General features: G+C 73.3%; 17 protein-coding genes. 8 read left to right on the top strand and 9 right to left on the bottom strand.

Translation table 11 applies throughout. The annotated features are described in order from the left end of the window. Window positions 1–54: 54 nt before the first annotated feature. Window positions 55–621 (bottom strand): TetR/AcrR family transcriptional regulator, encoded by a 567-nt coding sequence (locus LCG91_RS15360; RefSeq protein WP_224441913.1) that lies wholly within the window; start codon window positions 619–621, stop codon window positions 55–57. 112 nt (window positions 622–733) lie between these two features. Between LCG91_RS15360 and LCG91_RS15355 the strand changes: the two genes are divergently transcribed. From LCG91_RS15355 to LCG91_RS15335, 5 genes are all read left to right on the top strand, one after another. Further along, on the top strand, window positions 734–1,768 hold the full coding sequence (locus tag LCG91_RS15355; protein ID WP_058750487.1) for an aldo/keto reductase: 1,035 nt from the start codon (window positions 734–736) through the stop codon (window positions 1,766–1,768). Window positions 1,769–2,232: 464 nt separating this feature from the next. Continuing rightward, a complete protein-coding gene (locus LCG91_RS15350; protein ID WP_058750486.1) occupies window positions 2,233–4,143 on the top strand; it encodes a glycosyltransferase family 2 protein in 1,911 nt (636 codons plus the stop codon). Beyond that, the gene (locus LCG91_RS15345; protein WP_224441912.1) at window positions 4,140–4,880 is read left to right on the top strand and encodes an HlyD family efflux transporter periplasmic adaptor subunit; all 741 of its coding nucleotides are present in this window, start codon (window positions 4,140–4,142) and stop codon (window positions 4,878–4,880) included. Before LCG91_RS15350 ends, LCG91_RS15345 begins: the two co-directional genes overlap by 4 nt. Window positions 4,881–4,964: 84 nt before the next feature. Continuing rightward, entirely contained in the window at window positions 4,965–6,956 is a 1,992-nt protein-coding gene (locus tag LCG91_RS15340; protein WP_224441911.1) for a glycosyl hydrolase, read from the top strand. 124 nt (window positions 6,957–7,080) lie between these two features. Further along, window positions 7,081–7,578, top strand: a complete 498-nt coding sequence (locus LCG91_RS15335; protein WP_058728574.1) for a hypothetical protein — start codon at window positions 7,081–7,083, stop codon at window positions 7,576–7,578. A 22-nt stretch (window positions 7,579–7,600) separates the two neighbouring features. On the opposite strand, the gene LCG91_RS15330 is transcribed toward LCG91_RS15335, so the two are convergent. Then, entirely contained in the window at window positions 7,601–8,380 is a 780-nt protein-coding gene (locus tag LCG91_RS15330) for an Fpg/Nei family DNA glycosylase (protein WP_058728575.1), read from the bottom strand. Window positions 8,381–8,640: 260 nt separating this feature from the next. After that, window positions 8,641–13,419 carry an ATP-dependent helicase gene (locus LCG91_RS15325; RefSeq protein WP_224441910.1) on the bottom strand — a complete coding sequence of 1,593 codons (4,779 nt, stop codon included), beginning with the start codon at window positions 13,417–13,419 and terminating at the stop codon, window positions 8,641–8,643. 150 nt (window positions 13,420–13,569) lie between these two features. Between LCG91_RS15325 and LCG91_RS15320 the strand changes: the two genes are divergently transcribed. Beyond that, window positions 13,570–14,250 (top strand): PadR family transcriptional regulator, encoded by a 681-nt coding sequence (locus LCG91_RS15320; RefSeq protein ID WP_224441909.1) that lies wholly within the window; start codon window positions 13,570–13,572, stop codon window positions 14,248–14,250. A gap of 167 nt (window positions 14,251–14,417) precedes the next feature. Here the strand turns inward: LCG91_RS15320 and LCG91_RS15315 are convergent, their stop codons facing one another. Continuing rightward, window positions 14,418–15,038: an alpha/beta hydrolase gene (locus LCG91_RS15315; RefSeq protein WP_224441908.1), complete on the bottom strand. Its 621-nt coding sequence runs from the start codon at window positions 15,036–15,038 to the stop codon at window positions 14,418–14,420. 73 nt (window positions 15,039–15,111) lie between these two features. Between LCG91_RS15315 and LCG91_RS15310 the strand changes: the two genes are divergently transcribed. Continuing rightward, window positions 15,112–15,654, top strand: a complete 543-nt coding sequence (locus tag LCG91_RS15310) for an NUDIX hydrolase family protein (protein WP_058729559.1) — start codon at window positions 15,112–15,114, stop codon at window positions 15,652–15,654. An 82-nt stretch (window positions 15,655–15,736) separates the two neighbouring features. Here the strand turns inward: LCG91_RS15310 and LCG91_RS15305 are convergent, their stop codons facing one another. Both LCG91_RS15305 and LCG91_RS15300 read right to left on the bottom strand, forming a co-directional pair. Continuing rightward, complete coding sequence (locus LCG91_RS15305) at window positions 15,737–15,937, bottom strand: CsbD family protein (protein WP_058750558.1); 201 nt, start codon at window positions 15,935–15,937, stop codon at window positions 15,737–15,739. Between the two features lie 219 nt (window positions 15,938–16,156). Next, window positions 16,157–17,806, bottom strand: coding sequence for a DEAD/DEAH box helicase (locus tag LCG91_RS15300; protein ID WP_224441907.1), 1,650 nt, complete (start codon window positions 17,804–17,806; stop codon window positions 16,157–16,159). A gap of 269 nt (window positions 17,807–18,075) precedes the next feature. Here LCG91_RS15300 and LCG91_RS15295 point away from each other — a divergent pair, with 269 nt between their 5' ends. Then, entirely contained in the window at window positions 18,076–18,906 is an 831-nt protein-coding gene (locus tag LCG91_RS15295; RefSeq protein ID WP_224441906.1) for an endo alpha-1,4 polygalactosaminidase, read from the top strand. A 176-nt stretch (window positions 18,907–19,082) separates the two neighbouring features. On the opposite strand, the gene LCG91_RS15290 is transcribed toward LCG91_RS15295, so the two are convergent. From LCG91_RS15290 to LCG91_RS15280, 3 genes are all read right to left on the bottom strand, one after another. Beyond that, complete coding sequence (locus LCG91_RS15290) at window positions 19,083–19,442, bottom strand: GntR family transcriptional regulator (protein ID WP_058729563.1); 360 nt, start codon at window positions 19,440–19,442, stop codon at window positions 19,083–19,085. Between the two features lie 46 nt (window positions 19,443–19,488). Beyond that, window positions 19,489–20,058, bottom strand: a complete 570-nt coding sequence (locus LCG91_RS15285; RefSeq protein ID WP_058729570.1) for a DUF1684 domain-containing protein — start codon at window positions 20,056–20,058, stop codon at window positions 19,489–19,491. A gap of 172 nt (window positions 20,059–20,230) precedes the next feature. Then, a complete protein-coding gene (locus LCG91_RS15280; RefSeq protein WP_058750555.1) occupies window positions 20,231–20,713 on the bottom strand; it encodes a hypothetical protein in 483 nt (160 codons plus the stop codon). Window positions 20,714–20,851: the final 138 nt, after the last annotated feature.

Below are 20,851 nucleotides of genomic sequence, written 5' to 3'. Positions count from 1 at the left end.
GGCGGGCCGGGGACACCCGGGGCCGCCGGCGCCTGCGGCTGCGGCTGCTGCGGGTCAGACGGTCGCCCGCCAGCGCAGTCCGTCGACCAGCACCCCGACCAGCTGCTGGCTCTGCTCGGTGGTCGGTGCCCCGTGGCAGAGGTCCGCGACCGCGCGGAGCAGCTGCGTGGCGTCGAGGTCGTTGCGGATCGTCCCCGCGGAAGAGGCGGCGTCGAGGAGTCCGGTCAGCGCCCCGCCGAGCCGGCCGATGAACCAGGGGTGCAGCCCCTCGAACGCCGGGTCACCGGACTGGAGTGCGGCGGCCAGGCCGCGCTTCGTGGCGACGAACCCCGTGAACCGCTGGAGCCATCGTGCGAGGGCCTCGTCGGGGGCGTGGTGTTCGGCGAGTTCCGCGGCGGCGTCCGCGCACTCCTCGACGGCCTGCTGGAACACCGCGACCACCAGGTCGGAGCGCTGCGGGAAGTGCCGGTACAGCGTGCCGACGCCGACACCGGCGCGATCGGCGACCACCTTGGCGGGAGCGTCCACGCCGTGGTCGGCGAACACCTGACGGGCGGCCTCGACGAGGGCGTCGAGGTTGCGGCGGGCGTCGGCGCGCACGGAGTCTCCGATCGAGGTCACGAGATGGGGTTGCGGAAACGGAAAGCCGTTCCGTATGCTTCCGGAAGAGCGTTCCGCTTCACGTCAGCCTACGACAGCCGGCACCGGAGCGCCACCGACAGGAGGCACCACCATGCAGTACCGCACCCTCGGCCGCACCGGCATCCAGGTCAGCCCCTTCGCGCTCGGCGCCATGATGCTCGGCACCGACGGCCGCATCGGCAACGGCGACGAGCAGGACTCCATCCGCATCGTCCACCGTGCGCTCGACGCCGGCATCAACCTCGTCGACACCGCGGACCGCTACTCGCAGGGCGGGTCCGAGGTGCTGGTCGGCAAGGCGATCAAGGGGCGGCGCGACGACGTCGTCCTCGCCACCAAGTTCAACGGCCCGATGGGCGACGACCCGAACCGGCGCGGGAACTCCCGTCGGTGGATCACCACGGCGGTCGAGGACTCGCTCCGCCGCCTGCAGACGGACCACATCGACCTGTACCAGGCGCACCGCCCCGACGACACGGTCGACCTCGAGGAGACCCTGTCCGCCCTGACCGACCTCGTGCGGAGCGGCAAGGTGCGCGCCATCGGGTCCTCGGACTTCCCGGCCTCGATGCAGGTCGAGGCGCAGTGGACGTCCGAGCGCCGCGGGTTCGAGCGCTTCCGCTCCGAGCAGCCGACGTACTCGATCCTCAGCCGTGGCATCGAGCGCGAGGTCCTGCCGGTCGCCCAGCGGTACGGCATGGGCGCACTCGTGTGGAGTCCCCTCGCGGGCGGCATGCTGACCGGGCGGTTCCGTCGCGGCCAGCAGAACGACCTGTCGCGGGCCGGCATGTTCCGACACGACCAGGACGACCGGCGGATCGACGCGGTGGAGCAGGTCGTCGCCCTCGCCGAGGAGACCGGCATACCCACGACCCACCTCGCCCTCGCGTTCGCGATCGCGCACCCGGGCGTCACCAGCGCCCTGATCGGACCGCGGTCGGTGGAGCAGCTCGACGACCTGCTGGCCGCGGCCGACGTCGCGCTCTCCGACGAGGTGCTCGACCGGATCGACGCGATCGTCCCGCCGGGCACCGACGTCACCCGGCTCGACCAGCAGTACCAGCCGCCCGCGCTCCTGCGTCCCGAGCTCCGTCGTCGCCCCGTCGCCGAGCGCTCCGCCGCCTGACTACCCCTCCGCGGGACGCAACCCCGGCGGTTGCTCGCAGCGCTGCACCGCTGCGAGCAACCGCCTTCGTTGCGTCCCGCGGAACGAGAACCGGAGCCGGAGCAACCGGAAGCGGACCGGGCCGACCGCATCCCGGGTCCCGCACCGCGGCGTTGCGGGAAACCGCAAGAAGCGGCGGGGTCCTGCGGGATTCACGGGACGGACACACGGGCGAGCAGAGCGGGTCGTAGTGTCGCAGACGACCGACGGCACGGGCCGTCGCCGCACGACCGCTCTCGACACACCGAACACCGCGACCGCACCCTCGGTCGCGACCTCCCCGGCGCAGGATCCCTGGTCCCTCGCCGAGCCGGACCCCGAAGGATCCGGACCCATGTCGCCACAGTCGCCGACGCCCGTCTCGCGACCCGTCGGCGTCCCTGCCTGCGGGCCGTGAGTCTCTCCCGACCCGACAGGAGACCCTCATGTCCGCACCCACGGACGTCCGTCGCTCGCGCCCGGACGCCAGTGCTCCGCAGTACCACCGGAGCGCTCCACCGCAGTCACCCGACGTGGCGCAGCTCGTCCAGCAGCCGCTCCCGCAGCAGCTGACCCCGCGTGACCGCGAGCGTGCCCGCCGTCGTCGGCAGACCGAGCAGGTCGCGCACGTGCGGCCCCGTTCCGAGAGCCGCGCGCACAGCCCCGTCATGGTGCTCATCGTGCTCGTCGCGACCCTCGGTGTGATGGCCTACGCGGTGTTCCTCCTCGACCCGGCGAACCGCGGCGACTTCCTGCCGTACGGCCTGGTGATCGTCGCGGAGAGCGTGCTCGTCGGCCAGGCGCTGCTGTCGATGTGGACCATCCTGTCCGGTGGTGCCGACCCGCGGGACTTCGCGTTCCACCACACGCAGGACACGCTGTTCGACCGGGACACCATCGACCGCGACGGCCTCACCGACCAGCCGCACCGCTGGCCGATGCACGTGCGCGGGCGCCGGGTCGTGGTCGACGTGTTCATCACGGTCTACGGCGAGGAGCTGTCCAAGGTCGCCGCGACCGTCCGCGCCGCGGTGGCGATGCGCGGCGAGCACCGCACGTGGGTGCTCGACGACGGCCGGAGCGACGAGGTCCAGGCGCTCGCCGCACAGCTCGGCGCACGGTACGTCCGCCGCCTGTCGTCGCACGGCGCCAAGGCCGGCAACATCAACCACGCGCTCACCCTGGCCAAGGGCGACTACTACGCCGTGTTCGACGCCGACTTCGTCCCGGAGCCGGAGTTCCTGTTCGAGACCGTGCCGTTCTTCGCGGACGACACGATCGCGTTCGTGCAGACGCCGCAGACGTACGGCAACCTGCACAACCTCGTGTCGCGCGGCGCCGGCTACATGCAGACGGTGTTCTACAAGTTCATCCAGCCCGGTCGGAACCGCTTCAACGCGGCGTTCTGCGTCGGCACGAACGTCATCTTCCGCCGCAGCGCGATCGACGACATCGGCGGCATGCACACGGACTCGAAGTCCGAGGACGTGTGGACCAGCCTGATGCTGCACGAGCGCGGGTGGAAGTCCGTGTTCATCCCGATGACCCTCGCCGTCGGCGACGCCCCGGAGACCATCGAGGGCTTCACGAAGCAGCAGCTGCGCTGGGCGACCGGCGGGTTCGAGATCCTGCTGACGCACTTCCCGTTCAACCCGAAGCACCGCCTGACGATGGACCAGCGCCTGCAGTACCTCGTCACCGCGAGCTTCTACCTGACGGGCATCGTCCCCGGCCTGCTGCTCCTGGTGCCGCCGCTCGAGATCTTCTTCGACCTGCGCCCGATGAACCTGTCGATCGGCGCCGGTGAGTGGGTGCTGTTCTACCTCGGCTTCTACCTCATGCAGGTCGTCCTGGCCTTCTACGCGCTCGGATCGTTCCGCTACGAGACGCTCCTGCTCGCCGCGGTGTCGTTCCCGATCTACGCGAGCGCGCTCTGGAACGTGCTGTGCGGCAAGGAGCAGGCCTGGCACGTCACCGGCGCGAACCGCGGCCGGACACCGTCACCGTTCAACTTCATCGTGCCGCAGGTGCTCGTCTTCGTGTTCCTCGCCCTGACGAGCGTCGTGGCGGTCTGGCGGGACACCGGCAACGGCCAGTTCACCCTCGCGACGGCCTGGAACATCACGAACACCCTGGTGTTCGCCGCGTTCATCGTGGCCGCCTTCCGCGAGCAGGCCCGGAACCGCGTCGCCGACCGCCAGCGCGGCCGCGTCGAGCCGGTCCGTCCGGCCGCGCTGCTCGCGCAGGCGCCCGCCAGCCCCGTCCGGACGACCGTCGTCCGACCCGACACCCTCGAACCCCAGCGCGCCGCGATCGCCGGCGTCGCGATGCAGATGCAGGACGGACCCCGCGCATGACCTGGACCAACCGACTCCGACTGTTCGGCGGCCTCGTCGTCGTCCTGGTGATCGTCGCCGCGTGCACGCTCGTCTTCAACCAGCGGCAGAGCGCCGTGGCCAGCACATCGGCCGCGATCGCCGCGCAGGAGTACGCCGTGGGCACCGACTACGGCGGCACCGTGACCGAGGAGTACGTCCAGGAGGGCGACTCCGTGGAGAAGGGCGAGAAGCTCCTGCAGGTGCAGAGCCTGCAGCTCGCCCAGGACATCCGCAAGGGCGTCGTCGGCGCCGACACGCAGACGAGCGCGTACGACATCGGCGAGGACGGCTTCATCACGTTCAAGGCCGAGGTGTCCGGCACCGTCGCCAAGATCGACGTGAAGACCGGCGGGTACGTGCAGGCGGGCTCCGAGCTCGGCACGATCCACAAGGCGGACAGCCTCTTCGTCACCTCGAACTTCACGGTGACGCCCCGCGACTACGGCCGGATCCAGAACGGCGCCGAGGTCGAGCTCCGCCTGCCCGACGACCGCACCATCACCGGCACCGTGAAGAACGTGAGCGTGGAGACGAACGACGCCGGTCGCGCGAAGACCACCGTCGACGTCGAGAGCCCCGAGCTGTCGGCCTCGCCGTCCACGGGCATCACGAGCCCCGGGACGCCGGTCGACGCGACCCTGCACCTGCGCGACGACGGCACGCTGGCGGGCGTCACCGACGCCGTGCGCGACTTCTCGCGCCAGATCGGGCTCTAGGAGGTGCGGCACCACCTGCGCAGCGGCGGCCGCCCTGCGGGCGCACGCCGGGCCTCCCGACCGGCGCTCCTGGTCGTCCCCCTGGTGACGTCCGTCGCGCTGCTGTTGAGCGCGTGCACCGGGACGGGAGGCACGGACCGCCCGACCCCGTCGGCCACCGCGACCGACTCGTCGGCCCAGGCGCGCGCGGTCGCCGCCCTGGGCGACGTCGCGTCGTCCACGGTCGGCACGATGCGCCTGGCCGAGGGGCTCGTGCCACCGACGAACCGCTGGTTCTCCGGCCTGGTGTTCGGGGACGCCCCGCAGCCGGTGTTCCCGACGCCGATCTCGTGGCAGGTCACCTCCGACGGCTTCGCGGCCGGACTGCCGGACGTGACCGCGACCGAGAAGACCATCGCCGGCGGTGCCGTGCCGCAGGTCGGTCTCGACCTCGGGGCGACGAACACCCTCGTGTCGGCGTACGACGCGGTCTCGGTGACCGTCGAGCACCGCGACGGCGACACGGTGCTCGGGCACTCGGTCGTCGCCGAGGGCTCGCCGCTGGTGACCTACACCGCCGACCGCGACCAGACGGTGACCGGCACCTCGCCGCTCGACCGGACCGGCGACGACACGGCGACGATGTCGGGCGGCGGCCGCACCTGGCAGGTCGTCGTGCGCGACGGCTCCGTCTCGGCGTCGGGCGTGACCCTGCGCCGCGGCGGGTCGGTGGTGCTCCTGCCGACGCCGGACGGAGCGTCGTCGTCGCAGGTCGCCCGGCTCGTCGACGCCGCACGGCCGCTGTCCGGCACGTCCCTGGAGCGCAGCGCGTCCCGCGGTTCCCAGCGCACCACGCTGTCGTACGACTTCGACGGCGGTGCCGGCGTGCTCGTGCCGCAGCCCGGCCAGGGCACCGAGGGACTGACGTGCACCGACCTGCGCATCGCGACCATCACGGGGCGGGCGCCGGTGTGCACCGGGACGGCGCTGCGCTACGCCGTCGACACGGTGGAGCCGTCCGACCGGCTCGACCTGTCCGGCCTGACCGACGGCCAGCGGGACACCCTGGCGGCACAGGTGCGGCAGGACGCGTCGAAGGTCGACGCGTCGTCGTACGCCGCGGACTCGTACGGCGGTGGGAAGGACCTGTACCGCGTCGCGACGCTCTACCGGCTCGCCGTCGCACTCGGGCTGGACGACCAGGCCGCAGCGCTGAAGACGTCCGTCGTCGGCGAGCTCGACCAGTGGTTCGACCCCGCCGGGTGCGGTGGCCGCACGGCACGGTGCTTCGCGTACGACCCGGAGGTGCACGGCCTCGTCGGGCAGCAGGCGTCGTTCGGGTCCGACGAGTTCAACGACCACCACTTCCACTACGGCTACGTGCTGTCCGCCGCCGCGATGGTGGCCGACGGCGACGCGTCCCTCGTGCAGAAGTGGCGCACCGTCGCGGACCTCGTCGCAGCGGACATCGCCTCGCCGACCGCGACGGCGTCGTTCCCCGCGCTCCGCGTCTACGACCCGTACGCGCAGCACTCGTGGGCGTCCGGCTACTCGCCCTTCGCCGACGGCAACAACCAGGAGTCGTCGTCCGAGGCGGTGTCGGCCTGGAACGGTCTCGCCCGCTGGGGCGCCGTGTCCGGGTCGTCGACGCTCGAGCAGACCGGCACGTGGCTGCTGTCGAACGAGGCCGCCTCGGCGCAGCGCGACGTGCTCGACCCCGACCTGTCCGCGTTCCCGGGCTTCACGCATCGGATCGTCTCCCTGAACTGGGGCGGCAAGCGCGACCACGCCACGTGGTTCAGCGCGGCCGCAGCGGCCCCCGCGGGCATCGAGCTCATCCCGATGCCGGCGATGGCGGGCGAGTACGTCGACGCGGGCGGGCGGCAGCAGATCCAGCGGGTGCTCGACGAAGCCGTGCCGGACGGCCGGTACGACGTGCAGTTCGGCGACTACCTGCTCATGTACCGGGCGCTCGGCGGGGAGGACGACGCGGCGGCGGCACTCCGCGACGCGGAGCGGTTGCCGGACGCGGTGATCGACTCGGCGAACACGCGGTCGTACCTGCTCGCGTGGATCATGACGCGAGGTCGGTCGTAGCGACAGGTCCTCGCACGCCCACCGGACGGGCGGCACGGCGGTCCTCCGACCGCGGTGCCGCCCGTCGTTCGCTTCCCGGACGCTCTGGGGTCCTGCACGGGGACAGCGGCCTACCGTCCAGGGCATGACCACGCGAGCCAAGACCGCCACGGCGCTGCTCGGCGCTGCCACCCTCGCCCTGCTCCTGACGGCGTGCGACCCGGGCGGCGCCCAGAACATCGACCCGGTCGGCAAGGTCCCGGGGGACGAGCAGAAGTCGCAGTCCGCGGAGTGCGCCGTCGCCTCGAGCAACGCCGTCGACGCCATCGGCACCGCCGTCGGCCCCCACGACACCACGGACTTCGCGAACGTCGCCGAGGGCGACGGCGGCTGGTACCTCGCCGCGTCGATCGTGCCGTCGGACAGCAAGGACGCCAACGACGACGAGCTGACCATCTGGGCGACGGAGACCGACCCGACGGCGCAGGACTGGGACGGCACCATCTACGCCGTGAACCAGACCGCCAAGGACGCCACCTCGGACGAGTCGAAGTCGGCCTCGCCGGCGCCGAGTGCGTTCAGCGCGGACTCCGACGCCGCGAAGCGTGCCGAGAGCTGCGCGGTCGAGGCCGCCGACCGCTGATCCCCGGCTCGGGGCGGTCGGCTCAGGTCTGGCAGCGCGGGCACCAGTAGGTGTCCCGCAGCGTGAGCTCCGAGTCGCCGAGCTCACCCCGCCGCACGGGCGTCCCGCAGCGCAGACAGGGCTTGCCGGCGCGGCCGTAGACCCAGAACCGGCGCCCGGGCCGGTCGACCCCGGTCGTGACCCGGTTGCTGCGGTCGCGGTTCATCGTGATGAGCCGGTGCGCCAGCGCGACGGCCCGCCCCGGGTCCGACACCTGCCCCACGGGCCGCGTCGGCAGCATGCCGCGCAGGAAGCAGAGCTCGTTCCGGTACACGTTGCCGAGGCCGGCCAGCACCCGCTGGTCGAGCAGCGCGAGGCCGATCGGGCGCGCCGGGTCCGCCGTCAGGTTCCCGATCGCCCGGTCGCTGTCCCAGTCGGGGCCGAGCAGGTCGGGACCGAGGTGCCCGACGACCTCGGACTCCTGGTCGCGCGGCACGACCTCGAGCACCCCGAGGGTGAACCCGACGGTCGAGACGTCCGCCGCGTCGAGCACGACGCGCGCCTGGTGCGCCGGTCGCCGCCACCGCTCTCCGGGTGCGTAGACGTCCCAGCGGCCCTCCATCTTCAGGTGCGAGTGCACGGTGAGGTCGCCGATGCGGTGCAGCAGGTGCTTGCCGCGTGGCACGACCTCGTCGACGGTCCGTCCGACCAGGTCGAGGGTCGCGAACGCGGGGACACGGAAGTCCGAGCGGGTCAGGACCTTGCCCGCGAGCGCGGTGTGCAGGCGCCGGGCGGCGCGGAAGACGGTGTCACCCTCGGGCACGGTCCACCTCCGCTCTCGCTGTCCGGACCCTGCGGGCTGCGTCCGACGTGACGGCCTCTGCCCGGTCGGGTCCGGCTCGGTCGGGTCCGGCTCGGTCGGGTCCGGCTCGGTCGGGTCCGGCTCGGTCGGGTCCGGCTCGGTCGGGTCCGGCTCGGTTGGGTCCGGCTCGGTCGGGTCCGGCTCGGTCGGGTCCGGCTCGGTCGGGTCCGGCTCGGTCGGGTCCGGCTCGGTCGGGCCCCGGCCGGGAGGCCCTGGTCGCCTCAGACACGCAGCCGCAGCCCCTGCGGGGTCGCCGTGAACCCCGCCTCGCGCAACGCCGACCCGAGCGGTGTCTCGAGCACGAAGTCACCGTCCACCCGCTCCACCGAGAGCTTCCTCAGCCCGCTCCGCACGGTGGCGGCGATCGAGCGCGCGGCGACCGCGAGGTCCGCCGGGTCGTCGGTGAAGGTCAGGACGGACTTGCCGCCGCGCTCCACGTAGACCGCGAGGCGCCCGTCGACGGTGGTCACGAGGGCGCCGGCCTTGCGTCCCGGTCGGTGTCCGCGGCCGGTCGTGGTCGTCGAGCGGGTGGGTGCGGGCGCCGCTGCACCACGAGCACCGGTCGGGGCGCCGGCATCCGACCCGGTGACCGCAGCAGCGGGGTCGACGTCCGGGTCCGCCGACGCGTCGTCCGATGGCCACGGCAGCGCCGCGCCGTACGGGTTCGCCGGGTCCGTCGCCGCCAGGGTGAGTGCCTGGCGCTCGCGGTCCGGGTCGGCTCGTTCGTCGTCGTCGAGGTCCCGCGCGTACGTCCGGAGCCGGTCGACGGTCGGGCTCGTCGCGAACTGCGCCGCCCCGAGGCCCTCGACGAAGTACCCCCGCCGTGCACGACCGGACTCCTCGAACCGGCTGAGCACGCGGTAGACGCCGGCGAACCCGCCGCGGACGCCCTCGACCTGCACGGCTCCGCGGGTCACGACCCCGTACCGCTCGAGCAGCTGCTCCGCGGTGGCGGCCGCACGCAACGTCGAGTCGGACTCGGCGAGCGGCAGGATCGACCACCGACCGCCCACCGACGGCGGGCCGGACTGCGAGGGCAGCGTCGGGCGCCGGCGACCCCGGTAGGCCCGGGCGCGGGGCGCGCTGGTCGACCTCGCCTTCCCGCCGAGCATCGCGCGGAGCGGTGCGAAGGTGTCGTTCGTGATCTGGCCCGCCCACACCAGGTCCCACAGCGCGGTCGTCAGCGCCTGGTCGTCGGTGCTGCCGACCGCCTGGCCGAGCTGCCGGAAGAAGTAGGCGCCGCCGCCGGCCAGGGCCCCGAGCACGTCGCGCTGCAGCTCGGTGGTCTCGCCGCCGTCGGGCTCCGCCAGGGTCGTCGACGCGGTCTCGGCCAGGTGCAGGCGCACCCACCCGTCGTTCCCGGGCAGCGTGCCACCGCCGGACCAGAGGACCTCGCCGGTGGCCGTCAGCTCGTCGAGCATGCTCGTGGAGTAGTCGGTGACGCGGGACGGCAGCACCAGGGTCTCCCACGCGCTCGCGGGCAGGGCGACCCCGGCCAGCTGGTCGATGACCTGCAGCACGCCGTCCACGCCCCGGAGTCCGCCGCGGGTCCCCGATGCCTGGACGTGCTGCCACGCCGGCAGGAACCGGGCGAGGGTGTCCGGCGAGACCGGCTCGACCTCGTGCCGGAGCGCCGCGAGCGATTTCGTGCGGATGCGGCGGAGCACCTCGGCGTCGCACCACTCGGCGCCCTGGCGGTCCGGGCGGAACTCGCCCTCGACCACCCGGCGGTCGGCGACCAGTCGGCGCAGGGTGTCCTGCACGACGGCGATGCCGAGCCCGAGCCGGCTGGCTGCCTCCTGCGCGGAGAACGGCCCGTGCGACCGGGCGTACCGGCCGACCAGGTCGCCGAGGGGGTCCGCGACGGGTTCGACGAAGGCGGTCGGCACACCGATCGGCAGCGGGACGCCGAGGGCGTCGCGCAGGCGGGAGGCGTCCTCGATCACGGACCAGCGCGTCGCGCCGCCCTGCGAGAAGGAGAGCACGCGGCGGTCGCGCTCGAGCGTCTCGAGCGCCGACCGGACCGTGGCGGCCGCGCCGTCGGCGTCGTCGACTCCCGCGTCCGCCACCCAGCTCCGGGCGACGAGCTCGTCCAGCTCGAGGGCGCCGACCAGACGCAGCACGTCGACGAGTCCCTCGGCATCGCGTGCCCGACGATCGGGGGAGAGCCGCTGCAGGTCGCGCTCGACCGAGGCGATGACCGCGGGGTCGAGGAGCTCGCGGAGCTCCGCCCGCCCGAGCAGTTCGCCGAGCAGGGTGGAGTCGAGCGACAGCGCGGCCGCTCGGCGCTCGGCCAGGGGCGAGTCGCCCTCGTACATGAACGCCGCGACGTAACCGAACAGGATCGACCGGGCGAACGGCGACGGCTGCTCGGTCTCGCGCTCGACCAGGCGGATGCGGCGCTCGGCGATCTGGTCCGAGATGCCGAGCAGCGCCGGGACGTCGTACACGTCCTGCAGGACCTCGCGCACGGTCTCGAGCACGATCGGGAACGTCGGGTACTTCCGGGCGACCTCGAGCAGCTGCGACGCCCGCTGGCGCTGCTGCCAGAGCGGGGACCGCTGCCCGGGGTTCCTCCGTGGCAGGAGCAGCGCACGTGCCGCACACTCGCGGAACCGAGCCGCGAAGAGCGCCGAGCCGCCGACCTCGTCGGTGACCAGTGCCTCGAGGTCGTCGCGCTCGAAGACGAACAGGTCGGCTCCGGGCGGCTCGGCGTCGGTCTCCGGGATCCGCACGACGATGCCGTCGTCAGCCGCCATCGCGTCGCCGTCGATGCCGTGCCGTTCGCGCAGGCGCGCGCCGACCGCCAGGGCCCACGGCGCGTGCACCTGCATGCCGTACGGCGAGTGCAGGATGAGCCGCCAGTCGCCGAGCTCGTCGCGGAACCGCTCGACCACGAGCGTGGTGTCGTTCGGCACGTGCCCGGTGGCCGCGCGCTGGTCGCGCAGGAACGTCAGCAGGTTCGTCACGGCACGTTCGTCGAGCCCGCCGGCGGCGACCCGGGTGCGGGCGTCGTCGTCGGACGCGGCGTCGACCTCACGCACGAACGCACCGGTCGCCCGGCCGAGCTCGGCGGGACGGCCGATCCCGTCGCCCTTCCAGAACGGCACGCGTCCGGGCTGCCCGAACGCCGGGCTGACGATCACCCGGTCGTGCGTGATCTCCTCGATCCGCCAGCTCGTGGCACCCAGGGCGAAGACGTCGCCGACGCGGGACTCGTAGACCATCTCCTCGTCGAGCTCGCCGACGCGCGAGGCCTTCTCGCCCACCATGAAGACGCCGAACATGCCGCGGTCGGGGATGGTGCCGCCGCTCGTCACCGCGAGCCGCTGGGCGCCGGGACGGCCGGTCAGGGTGCCGTGCACGCGGTCCCACACGAGACGCGGCCGGAGCTCGGCGAACTCGTCGCTCGGGTAGCGCCCGGTCACCAGGTCGAGCGTCGCCTCGAACGCCGACCTGGGCAGCGAGCTGAACGGTGCGCTGCGTCGGACGAGCTCGAACCAGTGCTCGACCTCGACCGTGTCGACCGACCCCGCCGCGACGGTGTGCTGGGCGAGGACGTCGAGCGGGTTCGCGGGCACCGAGATGGCCTCGATCTGCCCCGAGACCATGCGCTCGACGGTGACCGCGCTGTTCACCAGGTCGGCGCGGTGCTTCGGGAACAGCACACCGCGGGAGATCTCGCCGACCTGGTGCCCGGCACGACCGACGCGCTGCAGGCCGCTGGCGACCGAGGGCGGTGCCTCGACCTGCACGACGAGGTCGACCTCGCCCATGTCGATGCCGAGCTCGAGCGAACTGGTCGCGACGACGCAGCGGAGGCGCCCGGACTTCAGGTCGTCCTCGATGATCGCGCGCTGGTCCTTCGAGACGGAGCCGTGGTGGGCGCGGGCGAGTGCGGGGACCGCCGGATCGGACCCGCCGCCCTCGGTCTGCCCGGACTGTCCGATCACCTGTGCCGGGGGTCGCTTCGGCTGCGCGACCGGGGCGTGCGCGGACGCCCGGCCCGGTGACTGCGTGACCGGGGCCGCGCCGACGGCGGCGACCTCGGCCTCCGGTCCGGCGACCGCGGCGAGCACCCGTTCCTCGTGGATCTCGTTGAGACGGGCGGTCAGGCGCTCCGCGAGCCGCCGCGAGTTGGCGAAGACGATCGTCGAGCGGTGCTCCTCGATGAGGTCGACGACGCGCTCTTCGACGTGGGGCCAGATCGACCCGTTCGTCGGCGACTCGGTCGCGTCGGCACCCACGGGCGGGGCGCCGAGCTCGGTCATGTCGTCGACCGGCACGACGACGCGGAGGTCGAAGGTCTTCTGCGCCGGCGGGGCGATGATCGACACGGGCGCGCGGCCGCCGAGGAACCGTGCGACCTCCTCCGCAGGGCGCACCGTCGCGGACAGGCCGATGCGCTGCACGGGCTTCTCGAGCAGGTCGTCGAGCCGCTCGAGCGAGACCGCCAGGTGCGCGCCGCGCTTGGTGGACGCGACCGCGTGGACCTCGTCCACGATGACCGTGTCGACGTTCACCAGGGTCTCGCGCGCCTGCGACGTCAGCATCAGGTAGAGCGACTCGGGCGTGGTGATGAGGATGTCCGGCGGCTGCCGCAGGAGCCGCTGCCGGTCGGAGGACGGGGTGTCACCGCTCCGGACACCCACCGTGACCTCCGGCGGTTCCGTCCCGAGGCGCCTGGCGGTCTGCGTGATGCCGACCAGCGGACTGCGGAGGTTCCGCTCCACGTCGACACCCAGCGCCTTGAGCGGGGAGACGTACAGCACGCGGGTGCGCTGCTTCGCCGGCGGTCGGTCGGTCGCGCTGATGAGCCGGTCGATCGACCACAGGAACGACGCGAGGGTCTTGCCGGAGCCGGTCGGGGCGATCACGAGCGCGTGCTGTCCGGTGGAGATCGCGTCCCAGGCGCCAGCTTGTGCCGCGGTCGGGCCGGGGAACGCGCCGCGGAACCACTCCGCGGTCGCGGGGGAGAAGCGCTCGAGGACGTCCGTCATGGTCCGTCCCATCCTGCCCGCCGCCACCGACAGCGGTCCGAGGGATCGGAACCACTTGACAGAGCGGAAGTTACCGATCTATCGTTGAGCCATCGCGACTGGTACACAACTGATCGCGAGCCCACTTCACCACGACAGGAAGGAGTCATCATGCGCCCCTCGTACGATGACCTCGACAGCACCACGCCCCGCCGCGGCACCCGCGGCACCGGTCCGCGCGGCCCCCGCTTCGGCGGCGCGCGGCAGCACCACGGCCACGGCTTCCCCGGCCGCGACCGCGGCGACCACGACCACGGCGGTCGCGGCGGCTTCGGTGGCTTCGGCCCCGGCGGACGCGGCTTCGGCCCGGGCTTCGGTCCCGGGTTCGGCGGCGGCCCCGGGTTCGGACGCGAACGCCGCCGTCGCGGCGACGTCCGCCTCGCGATCCTCGGCCTGCTCGCCGAGGGCCCGCAGAACGGCTACGCCGTGATCAAGACCATCGCCGAGCGCACCGGCGGCGCCTGGAAGCCGAGCCCCGGTTCGGTCTACCCGACGTTCCAGCAGCTCGTCGACGAGGACCTCGTCGTCTCGACGGGCGACGGCCGCAAGACGCTCTTCGAGCTCACCGACGCGGGCCGCGCCGAGGCCGAGGCGAAGGCGGACGAGATCGCCGCCGCGTTCGACGCCGCGCCGGGCATGCCCGACACGCAGCGCGAGTTCGTCGAGGCGCTCCGCAAGGCCATGGGTGTGCTGCACGTGTACCGCACCAGTGCCTCCGACGAGCAGACGAAGGCCGCGACGGCGAAGGTCGACCAGCTCCGCAAGGACCTGCTGCAGATCCTCGCCGAGTAGCGGCCGGCGGTCCGCGCGACCAGCACCGGACGGGAGGCCCGTGGCGGGCCCGCCACGGGCCTCCCGTCCGTCAGCCGGTCACCCGGACAGGACCGCGACGGCGACTGTCCTACGCGCACCATCCGCGGCGGGACGTCGCCGTCGTGGTTCCGTCGCGGGCCCGCTCGTCAGGAGGCGTCGACGAAGGCGGCCACGTCGGCGACCTCCTCGGCGGACACCGCGTGCGGCAGGCCGGCGTAGGTCCGGTCGGTCACGTCGGTGTGCGCGGCGGCCCACGTCTGCGTGCGGGCGGTGGCCTCGGCCGGGATCACCGGGTCGAGGTCGCCGTGCCCGAGGAAGACCCGCGGCCGGACGGTCGCGACGGCCTCGTCACGCGAGTCCGTCACCCCGGGCACGACGAACCCGGAGAGCGACACGGCGAACGCGAACGCCCCGGGTCGGGCGCGGAGCAGCTGCAGCGCCATCGACCCACCCTGCGAGAACCCGAGCAGTCCGATCCGCGGATGATCGGCGGACACGGCGTCGATCCAGTCCAGGACACCCTCCACGGCGGCGTCGACCGGCTCGAGCGCGGGAGACCCCGGCGTCCCGAGCGGGTACCAGGAGAACCCGGGCCCCCAGGGCATCGGTGCGCGGAGCGACGCGATCGTCCACGCGGACGGCAGCGCCGGCGCCAGGCCGAGCAGGTCACGCTCGTTCGAACCGACCCCGTGCATCGCCACGAGCAGGGGCGTCCCCGCGCGCTCGTCGGCCGGGCGGGTCCACTGCACGATGTCCGCATCGATCACGTGGACAACGCTAGCCGTCCACAGCGACCGCGCCTTCCGCCGAACTCGCCGGGGCGACTGGTAGACACGGTGCATGGCCTCGCTCCGCACCCCCGACCCCGACTCCGGCTGGCTGTCCGACGAGGAACTCGCGAACGTCCGTCGTCGACTGCCCATCTGCTACGTCGAGGCACTGCCCGTCCGGACCGACGGGCTCGGCGTCGTGACCGAGGTCGGCGTCCTGCTCCGCGTCGCGCCGAGCGGCTCGATCGCCCGCACGCTGGTCTCCGGCCGCGTCATGTTCGGCGAGTCGATCCGCACCGCGCTCTTCCGGCACCTCGAGAAGGACCTCGGCCCGATGGCCTTCCCGCAGCTGCCCGCGAGCCCGACGCCCTTCACGGTGGCCGAGTACTTCCCGCTGCCGGGTGCCTCGGTGTTCACCGACGAGCGGCAGCACGCGATCTCCCTCGCCTACGTGGTGCCCGTCACCGGGACCTGCGAGCCGCGGCAGGACGCCCTCGAGCTCACGTGGATGAGCCCGATGGAGGCAGCGTCGGACGCCGTGGCCGAGGAGATGGAGGGCGGTCGCGGGGCACTCCTGCGCGCCGGCCTCGCCTCGGTCGGCGCCCTGCACTAGTCGTCCACTCGACACCGATACACGACGAAGCCCCCGGAACCGCATGGTTCCGGGGGCTTCGCAGCGCGGTCGTGGACCGGCTTCAGTGCTTCTCGTCGCGGAGGGAGTCCGCGACGCCGTGCGCCGCGTCCTTCACGTCGTCGACGCCCTGCTTGGCCGAGGCCTTGGCCTGGTCGGTCTGACCCTCGGCCTTGAGCTTGTCGTTGCCGGTCAGGTTGCCGAGACCCTCCTTGACCTTGCCGACGAGCTTCTCGCCGGTGTGGTTCTCTTCGCTGCCAGCCATACGGTCTCCTTCCAACGACGGACGATTCCCCGTCGGCAGCTCGCGCCGCCTTCGGTGAAGGAGAACGTACGCGGGGGCACTCCCGCTGCTCCCACCGGACGTCCAGGTTCCGGATGCCGACGCGGAAGCGACAGGACGCCGCTGAAGACCGGCGGCATCCTGTCGCTTCGGCGGATCACGCAACCCGAGCAGGCCCGAGCGGCCCGAGCGCGTCGAGGCTCAGTGGCGGTCGGCGGCTCCGGCCGGACGCGACGCGCGACGCGAGCCTCCGCGGCGACGACCGCCGCCGGACTCGCCCGCACCGGACCGACCCGCCGCGTAGCCGCCCTCGGACGACCACACCGGAGCGGACCCGCCACGCACGACGTCGCTCGACGCCCGTCGGCTGCCGCCCGAACGGCGCTGACCGCCACCCGTCGCACCGCCCGACGCCGCAGCGCCCGAGCCGTTCCCGCGACCGGCACCTCCGGCCGGGGCGCCCGCGGCGGCCGGACGGCCACCGCGACCACCGGCGGCGCGACCCGAGCCGCGACCTGCCGAGGCCGCCTCCGGAGCCTGTGCCGAGCCTCCCGACCGTCCGCCGCGACCACGACGACGACCGCCGCCCGCCGACTCGGCGCGACCGCTCTCGGTCGCACGCGGCTGCCGCTGGCGCTGCTGCTGCGCCGGCTGCTCCGGCTCGAGGTGACGGATCGGCGCGACCTCGCCCACGAGCGCGGTGACGGCCGGCGAGGTCGCGGTGACCTGCTGCGGAGTCACCTTGATGGCCGCGGCACGCATCATCTGCGCGACGTCGCGGCGCTCGGCCGGCAGCGTCACGGTGACGACGTCGCCCGACGAACCGGCACGCGCGGTGCGGCCCGAGCGGTGCAGGTACGCCTTGTGCTCGGTCGGCGGGTCGACGTGCACCACGAGCTCGACGTGGTCGACGTGCACACCGCGGGCGGCGACGTCGGTGGCGACGAGCACGAGGGCATCGCCGGACGAGAACTTGGCGAGGTTGCGCTCCCGGGCGCCCTGCGACAGGTTGCCCTGCAGGTCGACGGCCGGGATGCCCTGGCTGGTGAGCTGCTTCGCCAGGCGCTTCGCGTGGTGCTTCGTGCGCATGAACAGGATGCGGCGGCCGGTGCCCGAGGCGAGCGCGCGGACGAGGTCCTTCTTCGCGTCGGCGTCGGCGACCTCGAACAGGTGGTGGGTCATCGCCTCGACCGGGCTGGTCTCGTCGTCGACCGAGTGCATCACCGGGCTGTGCAGGAACTTCTTGACGAGCTTGTCCACGCCGTTGTCGAGCGTGGCCGAGAACAGCAGGCGCTGCCCCTGCTCCGGCGTCGCCTGCATGATCTTGGTCACGCCGGGCAGGAAGCCCATGTCGGCCATGTGGTCGGCCTCGTCGAGGACGGTGACCTCGATGTCGCCGAGGCTCACGTGCCCCTGCTGCATGAGGTCGGCGAGGCGACCCGGGCAGGCGACGACCACGTCGACACCGGCGCGGAGCGCGTCGACCTGACGGCCCTGGCCGACACCGCCGAAGATCGTCGTGGTGTTCAGGCCCATCGACTTCGCGAGCGGCGCGAGCGTCGCGTCGATCTGGGTCGCGAGTTCACGGGTCGGGGCGAGCACCAGCGCGCGGGGACGACCGGCGCGGCGCGGCCGACGGCTCGCGGCGAGGCGCGCTGCCAGCGGGATCGCGAAGGCGATGGTCTTGCCGGAGCCGGTGCGCCCGCGACCGAGCACGTCCTTGCCCTGCAGGGAGTCGGGCAGCGTGTCGGCCTGGATGGGGAACGCGGTCTCCTTGCCCTGCTGGGCGAGGGACTGGACCATCGGCGCCGGGACGCCGAGGTCGGAGAAACGGATGTCCTGGTTGGTCATGGTGACCTTTCGAGCCGGCACGTGCCGGCCGTGGGCGCGCTGGCATGTGGCGCGCGGGCGGGAACCCCGCGTCAGCAGAGGCTGACGCGGTCGCCGCAGCAGAGAGCCTGGCACCGGGTGACGGTGCGCGATCATCGACCGGTTGAGGGTCGGGAGTCGGGGGCGTCCGTACGACGCACGAGGCGATCGGCGCCTCGAGTCCCACCAGCATAGCGGGTGCACGGTGAACGGCGCGGGGCCGTTCGCGTCCGGCGTGCGATGATCCCCTCGTGCGCACGCGACCCGCTCTGCTGACCACCGCGATCGCGCTGGTCGCCGTCCTCGGGAGCGCTGGCTGCGCCGAGGGCACCGCCCCCGCCGAGTCCTCGTACCGGGACCTGCCGACCGCTGGCCTTCCTGACTACCAGCTCGGCGGCGGGTACACACCGCCCGCCGGCGTGACGATCGTCGAGCGGGACAGCACCGACCGCCCGGCCGCCGGGACGTACTCGATCTGCTACGTCAACGGGTTCCAGACGCAGCCGGGGACGCTCGCCGACTGGGAACGCCGCGCGCCCTCGGCACTGCTGCGCGACGACGCCGGCCAGCCCGTCACCGACCCGGGGTGGCCGGACGAGGTGCTGCTCGACACCCGCACCGCCGCGGAGCGCGCCGTGATCACGAAGGCGCTCTCGCGGTCGATCGCCCGGTGCGCCGACCGGGGCTTCGCCGCCGTCGAGTTCGACAACCTCGACTCGTGGACGCGGTCGGGGAAGCGTCTGACCCGGTCCGGGAACCTCGCGCTCGCGAAGGCGCTCGTCCGGCTCGGGCACGAGCACGGCCTGGCCGTCGGACAGAAGAACACCCCGCAGCTCGGCGAGGCCGGTCGGGAGTCGACGGGCTTCGACTTCGTCGTCGCCGAGGAGTGCGTGCAGTACGAGGAGTGCTCGGCCTACACCGATGCGTACGGGGAGCGCGTGATCGACATCGAGTACGCCGACACCCTGGACCGGTCGTGGGCGTCGGTCTGTCGGCTGCGCGACCGTCCGGCGATGACGATCCTGCGGGACCGCGACCTGCTCCCGCCGTCGTCGGACGAGTACGTCTTCGAGCACTGCTGACCGCGGGCGCCACGATCCAGGCCCGCACGACGCAACGTCGGCGGCACGGCGCAGCGGTACATCGCTGTGAGATCTCGCCGCCGTTGCGTTCCGCGGGACGCGGGGTGGGCGGCCGGGAGGCTCGGTGCACGCCCGCCCCGTCCGTGACGCGGGTGGTCGGGTCGGGTCGGTCGGGGTCAGGCGGGCCAGGCGTCGCGCAGGGCGGCGGCGGCCTGGTCGGCGGACAGTCCGGCCTCGCGCGCGGCGGTCGCCAGGGCGTGCGCCGCCGTGGCGACGGCGTCGGGCACCTCGGCCGGGCGCACGACCCGCGTGCCAGCACCCCGCGCGGTGTGCACGAGCCCGGCCTCCTCGAGCAGCTGGTAGGCCTTCGCGACCGTCCCCGGCGCGAGCGAGAGCTCCTCGGCGAGCGCCCGGACGCTCGGCAGGCGCTCCCCGTCCACCAGGTACCCGGCGGCGATCTGCGCCGCGATCTGCGAACGGACCTGTTCGAAGGGCGGCACCCGGCCGCCCGCGTCGAGGGCCACGAGTCCCGTCATGCGATCCACCCTTGTGTCCTGTCCGTGTGCTCGTACCGGCGTGGTGTCAGAAGTCGTACTGCTCGCCGACCGGTACCGGCACGGCGACGGTGTTGCCCGGGGGTGCGAGGGGGCACGCCCACGCGGGGTCGTACGCGCACGAGGGGTTGTACGCGAAGTTGAAGTCGAGGACGAGCTCGCCGTCGTCTCCGCCGAGGTCCGCACCCTTGATGGTGTCGAGCAGGTAGCGGCCGCCGCCGTACGTGCCACGGGCCCGACCGGCGCTGGCGTCCTTCACCGGGACGAAGACCCCGCCCGCGTAGCCGCCGTGCGACCACACGTCGAGCGTGCCGATGCCCGGTAGTCGGACGACGCCGAGCCGGTCGAAGTGCACGGTGCCGTCCGTGCCCGTCTCGACGTCCATCGCCCGGGGCTCGGCGGACTCGACGCGCGCCCGGAAGCGCCACTCCGGGTCGTAGTCCGGCACGGGCAGCGCCTCGAAGTCGCGGGCGTCCTCGTCGAGCAGCGGACTGGCCGGGTGCTCGGCGAACATCGCGTCGCGGGTCTCGCGCCACATCGCGTGGGCGGTCTCGGGGTCGGCCGTCGCCCGCACCCGTCGGTACAGGTCGAACGTCATCCGCCGCCAGTCCACGGTGGCGAGCGTGCTGTGCACGCGGTCCTGGGCCCTCGGCTCCTGCGTCTGGCTCACGGTGCGAGCGTACGCCCGGGCGCTCCGGACCCGCCAGCGACCGGCCGGTCCTGTGGACGGTGCCGTCCGGTCCTGCCGCGGCTCGGACCGGGCGAGGAGGTCACCGCGCGGAGGGACGCCAGGACGGTGCGAGCTGCCGCATCCGGAGCGCCCGCCACTGCCAGATCACCCACATGCCCGGCCAGAGCGCAGCGCCGAGGACCGCTGGACGCATCCGGTAGGTCAGCCGGTCGAGCAGCAGGGTCCGACCGTCCCCGAGGTCGACGGTGGCCATCCGGTGCCGCATGGTCATCCGGCCGAAGAGTCCCGAGACGCCGCCCCCGTTGTCGCGCTGCACCGGGACGCCGTCGACCTCGTACAGGTCGATGTCCACGTGCGTGTCGCCGCTCGGCACCACACCGAACGCGTCGGCGGTGATCGGGTGCGGGACGCCGGGGGTCCAGCGCTCCGGCAGCCCCTCGGGCGACCGCGACCGGTAGACGAGGAACGGCTTCGTGACGGCGACCATCACCGACGGCGACAGCAGGGCGTCGCGGACGGCGTCGACCGGGGCGTCGAGGACGATGCGGAGACCGACGTGCATGCTGCGGACGCTACGCCGAGGCTCTGGACGGGTGGCGCGCCGACGGGGGACGCCGCTGGTACCAGGCGTGCCGGGTTCGTAAGCGTGTCGAGCGTGTCGAGCGTGTCGAGCGTGTCGAGCGTGTCGAGCGTGTCGAGC

Origin of the sequence: Curtobacterium sp. TXMA1 (assembly GCF_020162095.1) — a bacterium.
GTDB lineage: Bacteria > Actinomycetota > Actinomycetes > Actinomycetales > Microbacteriaceae > Curtobacterium.
The sequence above is the reverse complement of the archived record's forward strand: the minus strand, read 5'-3'. Positions and strand labels throughout refer to the sequence as shown.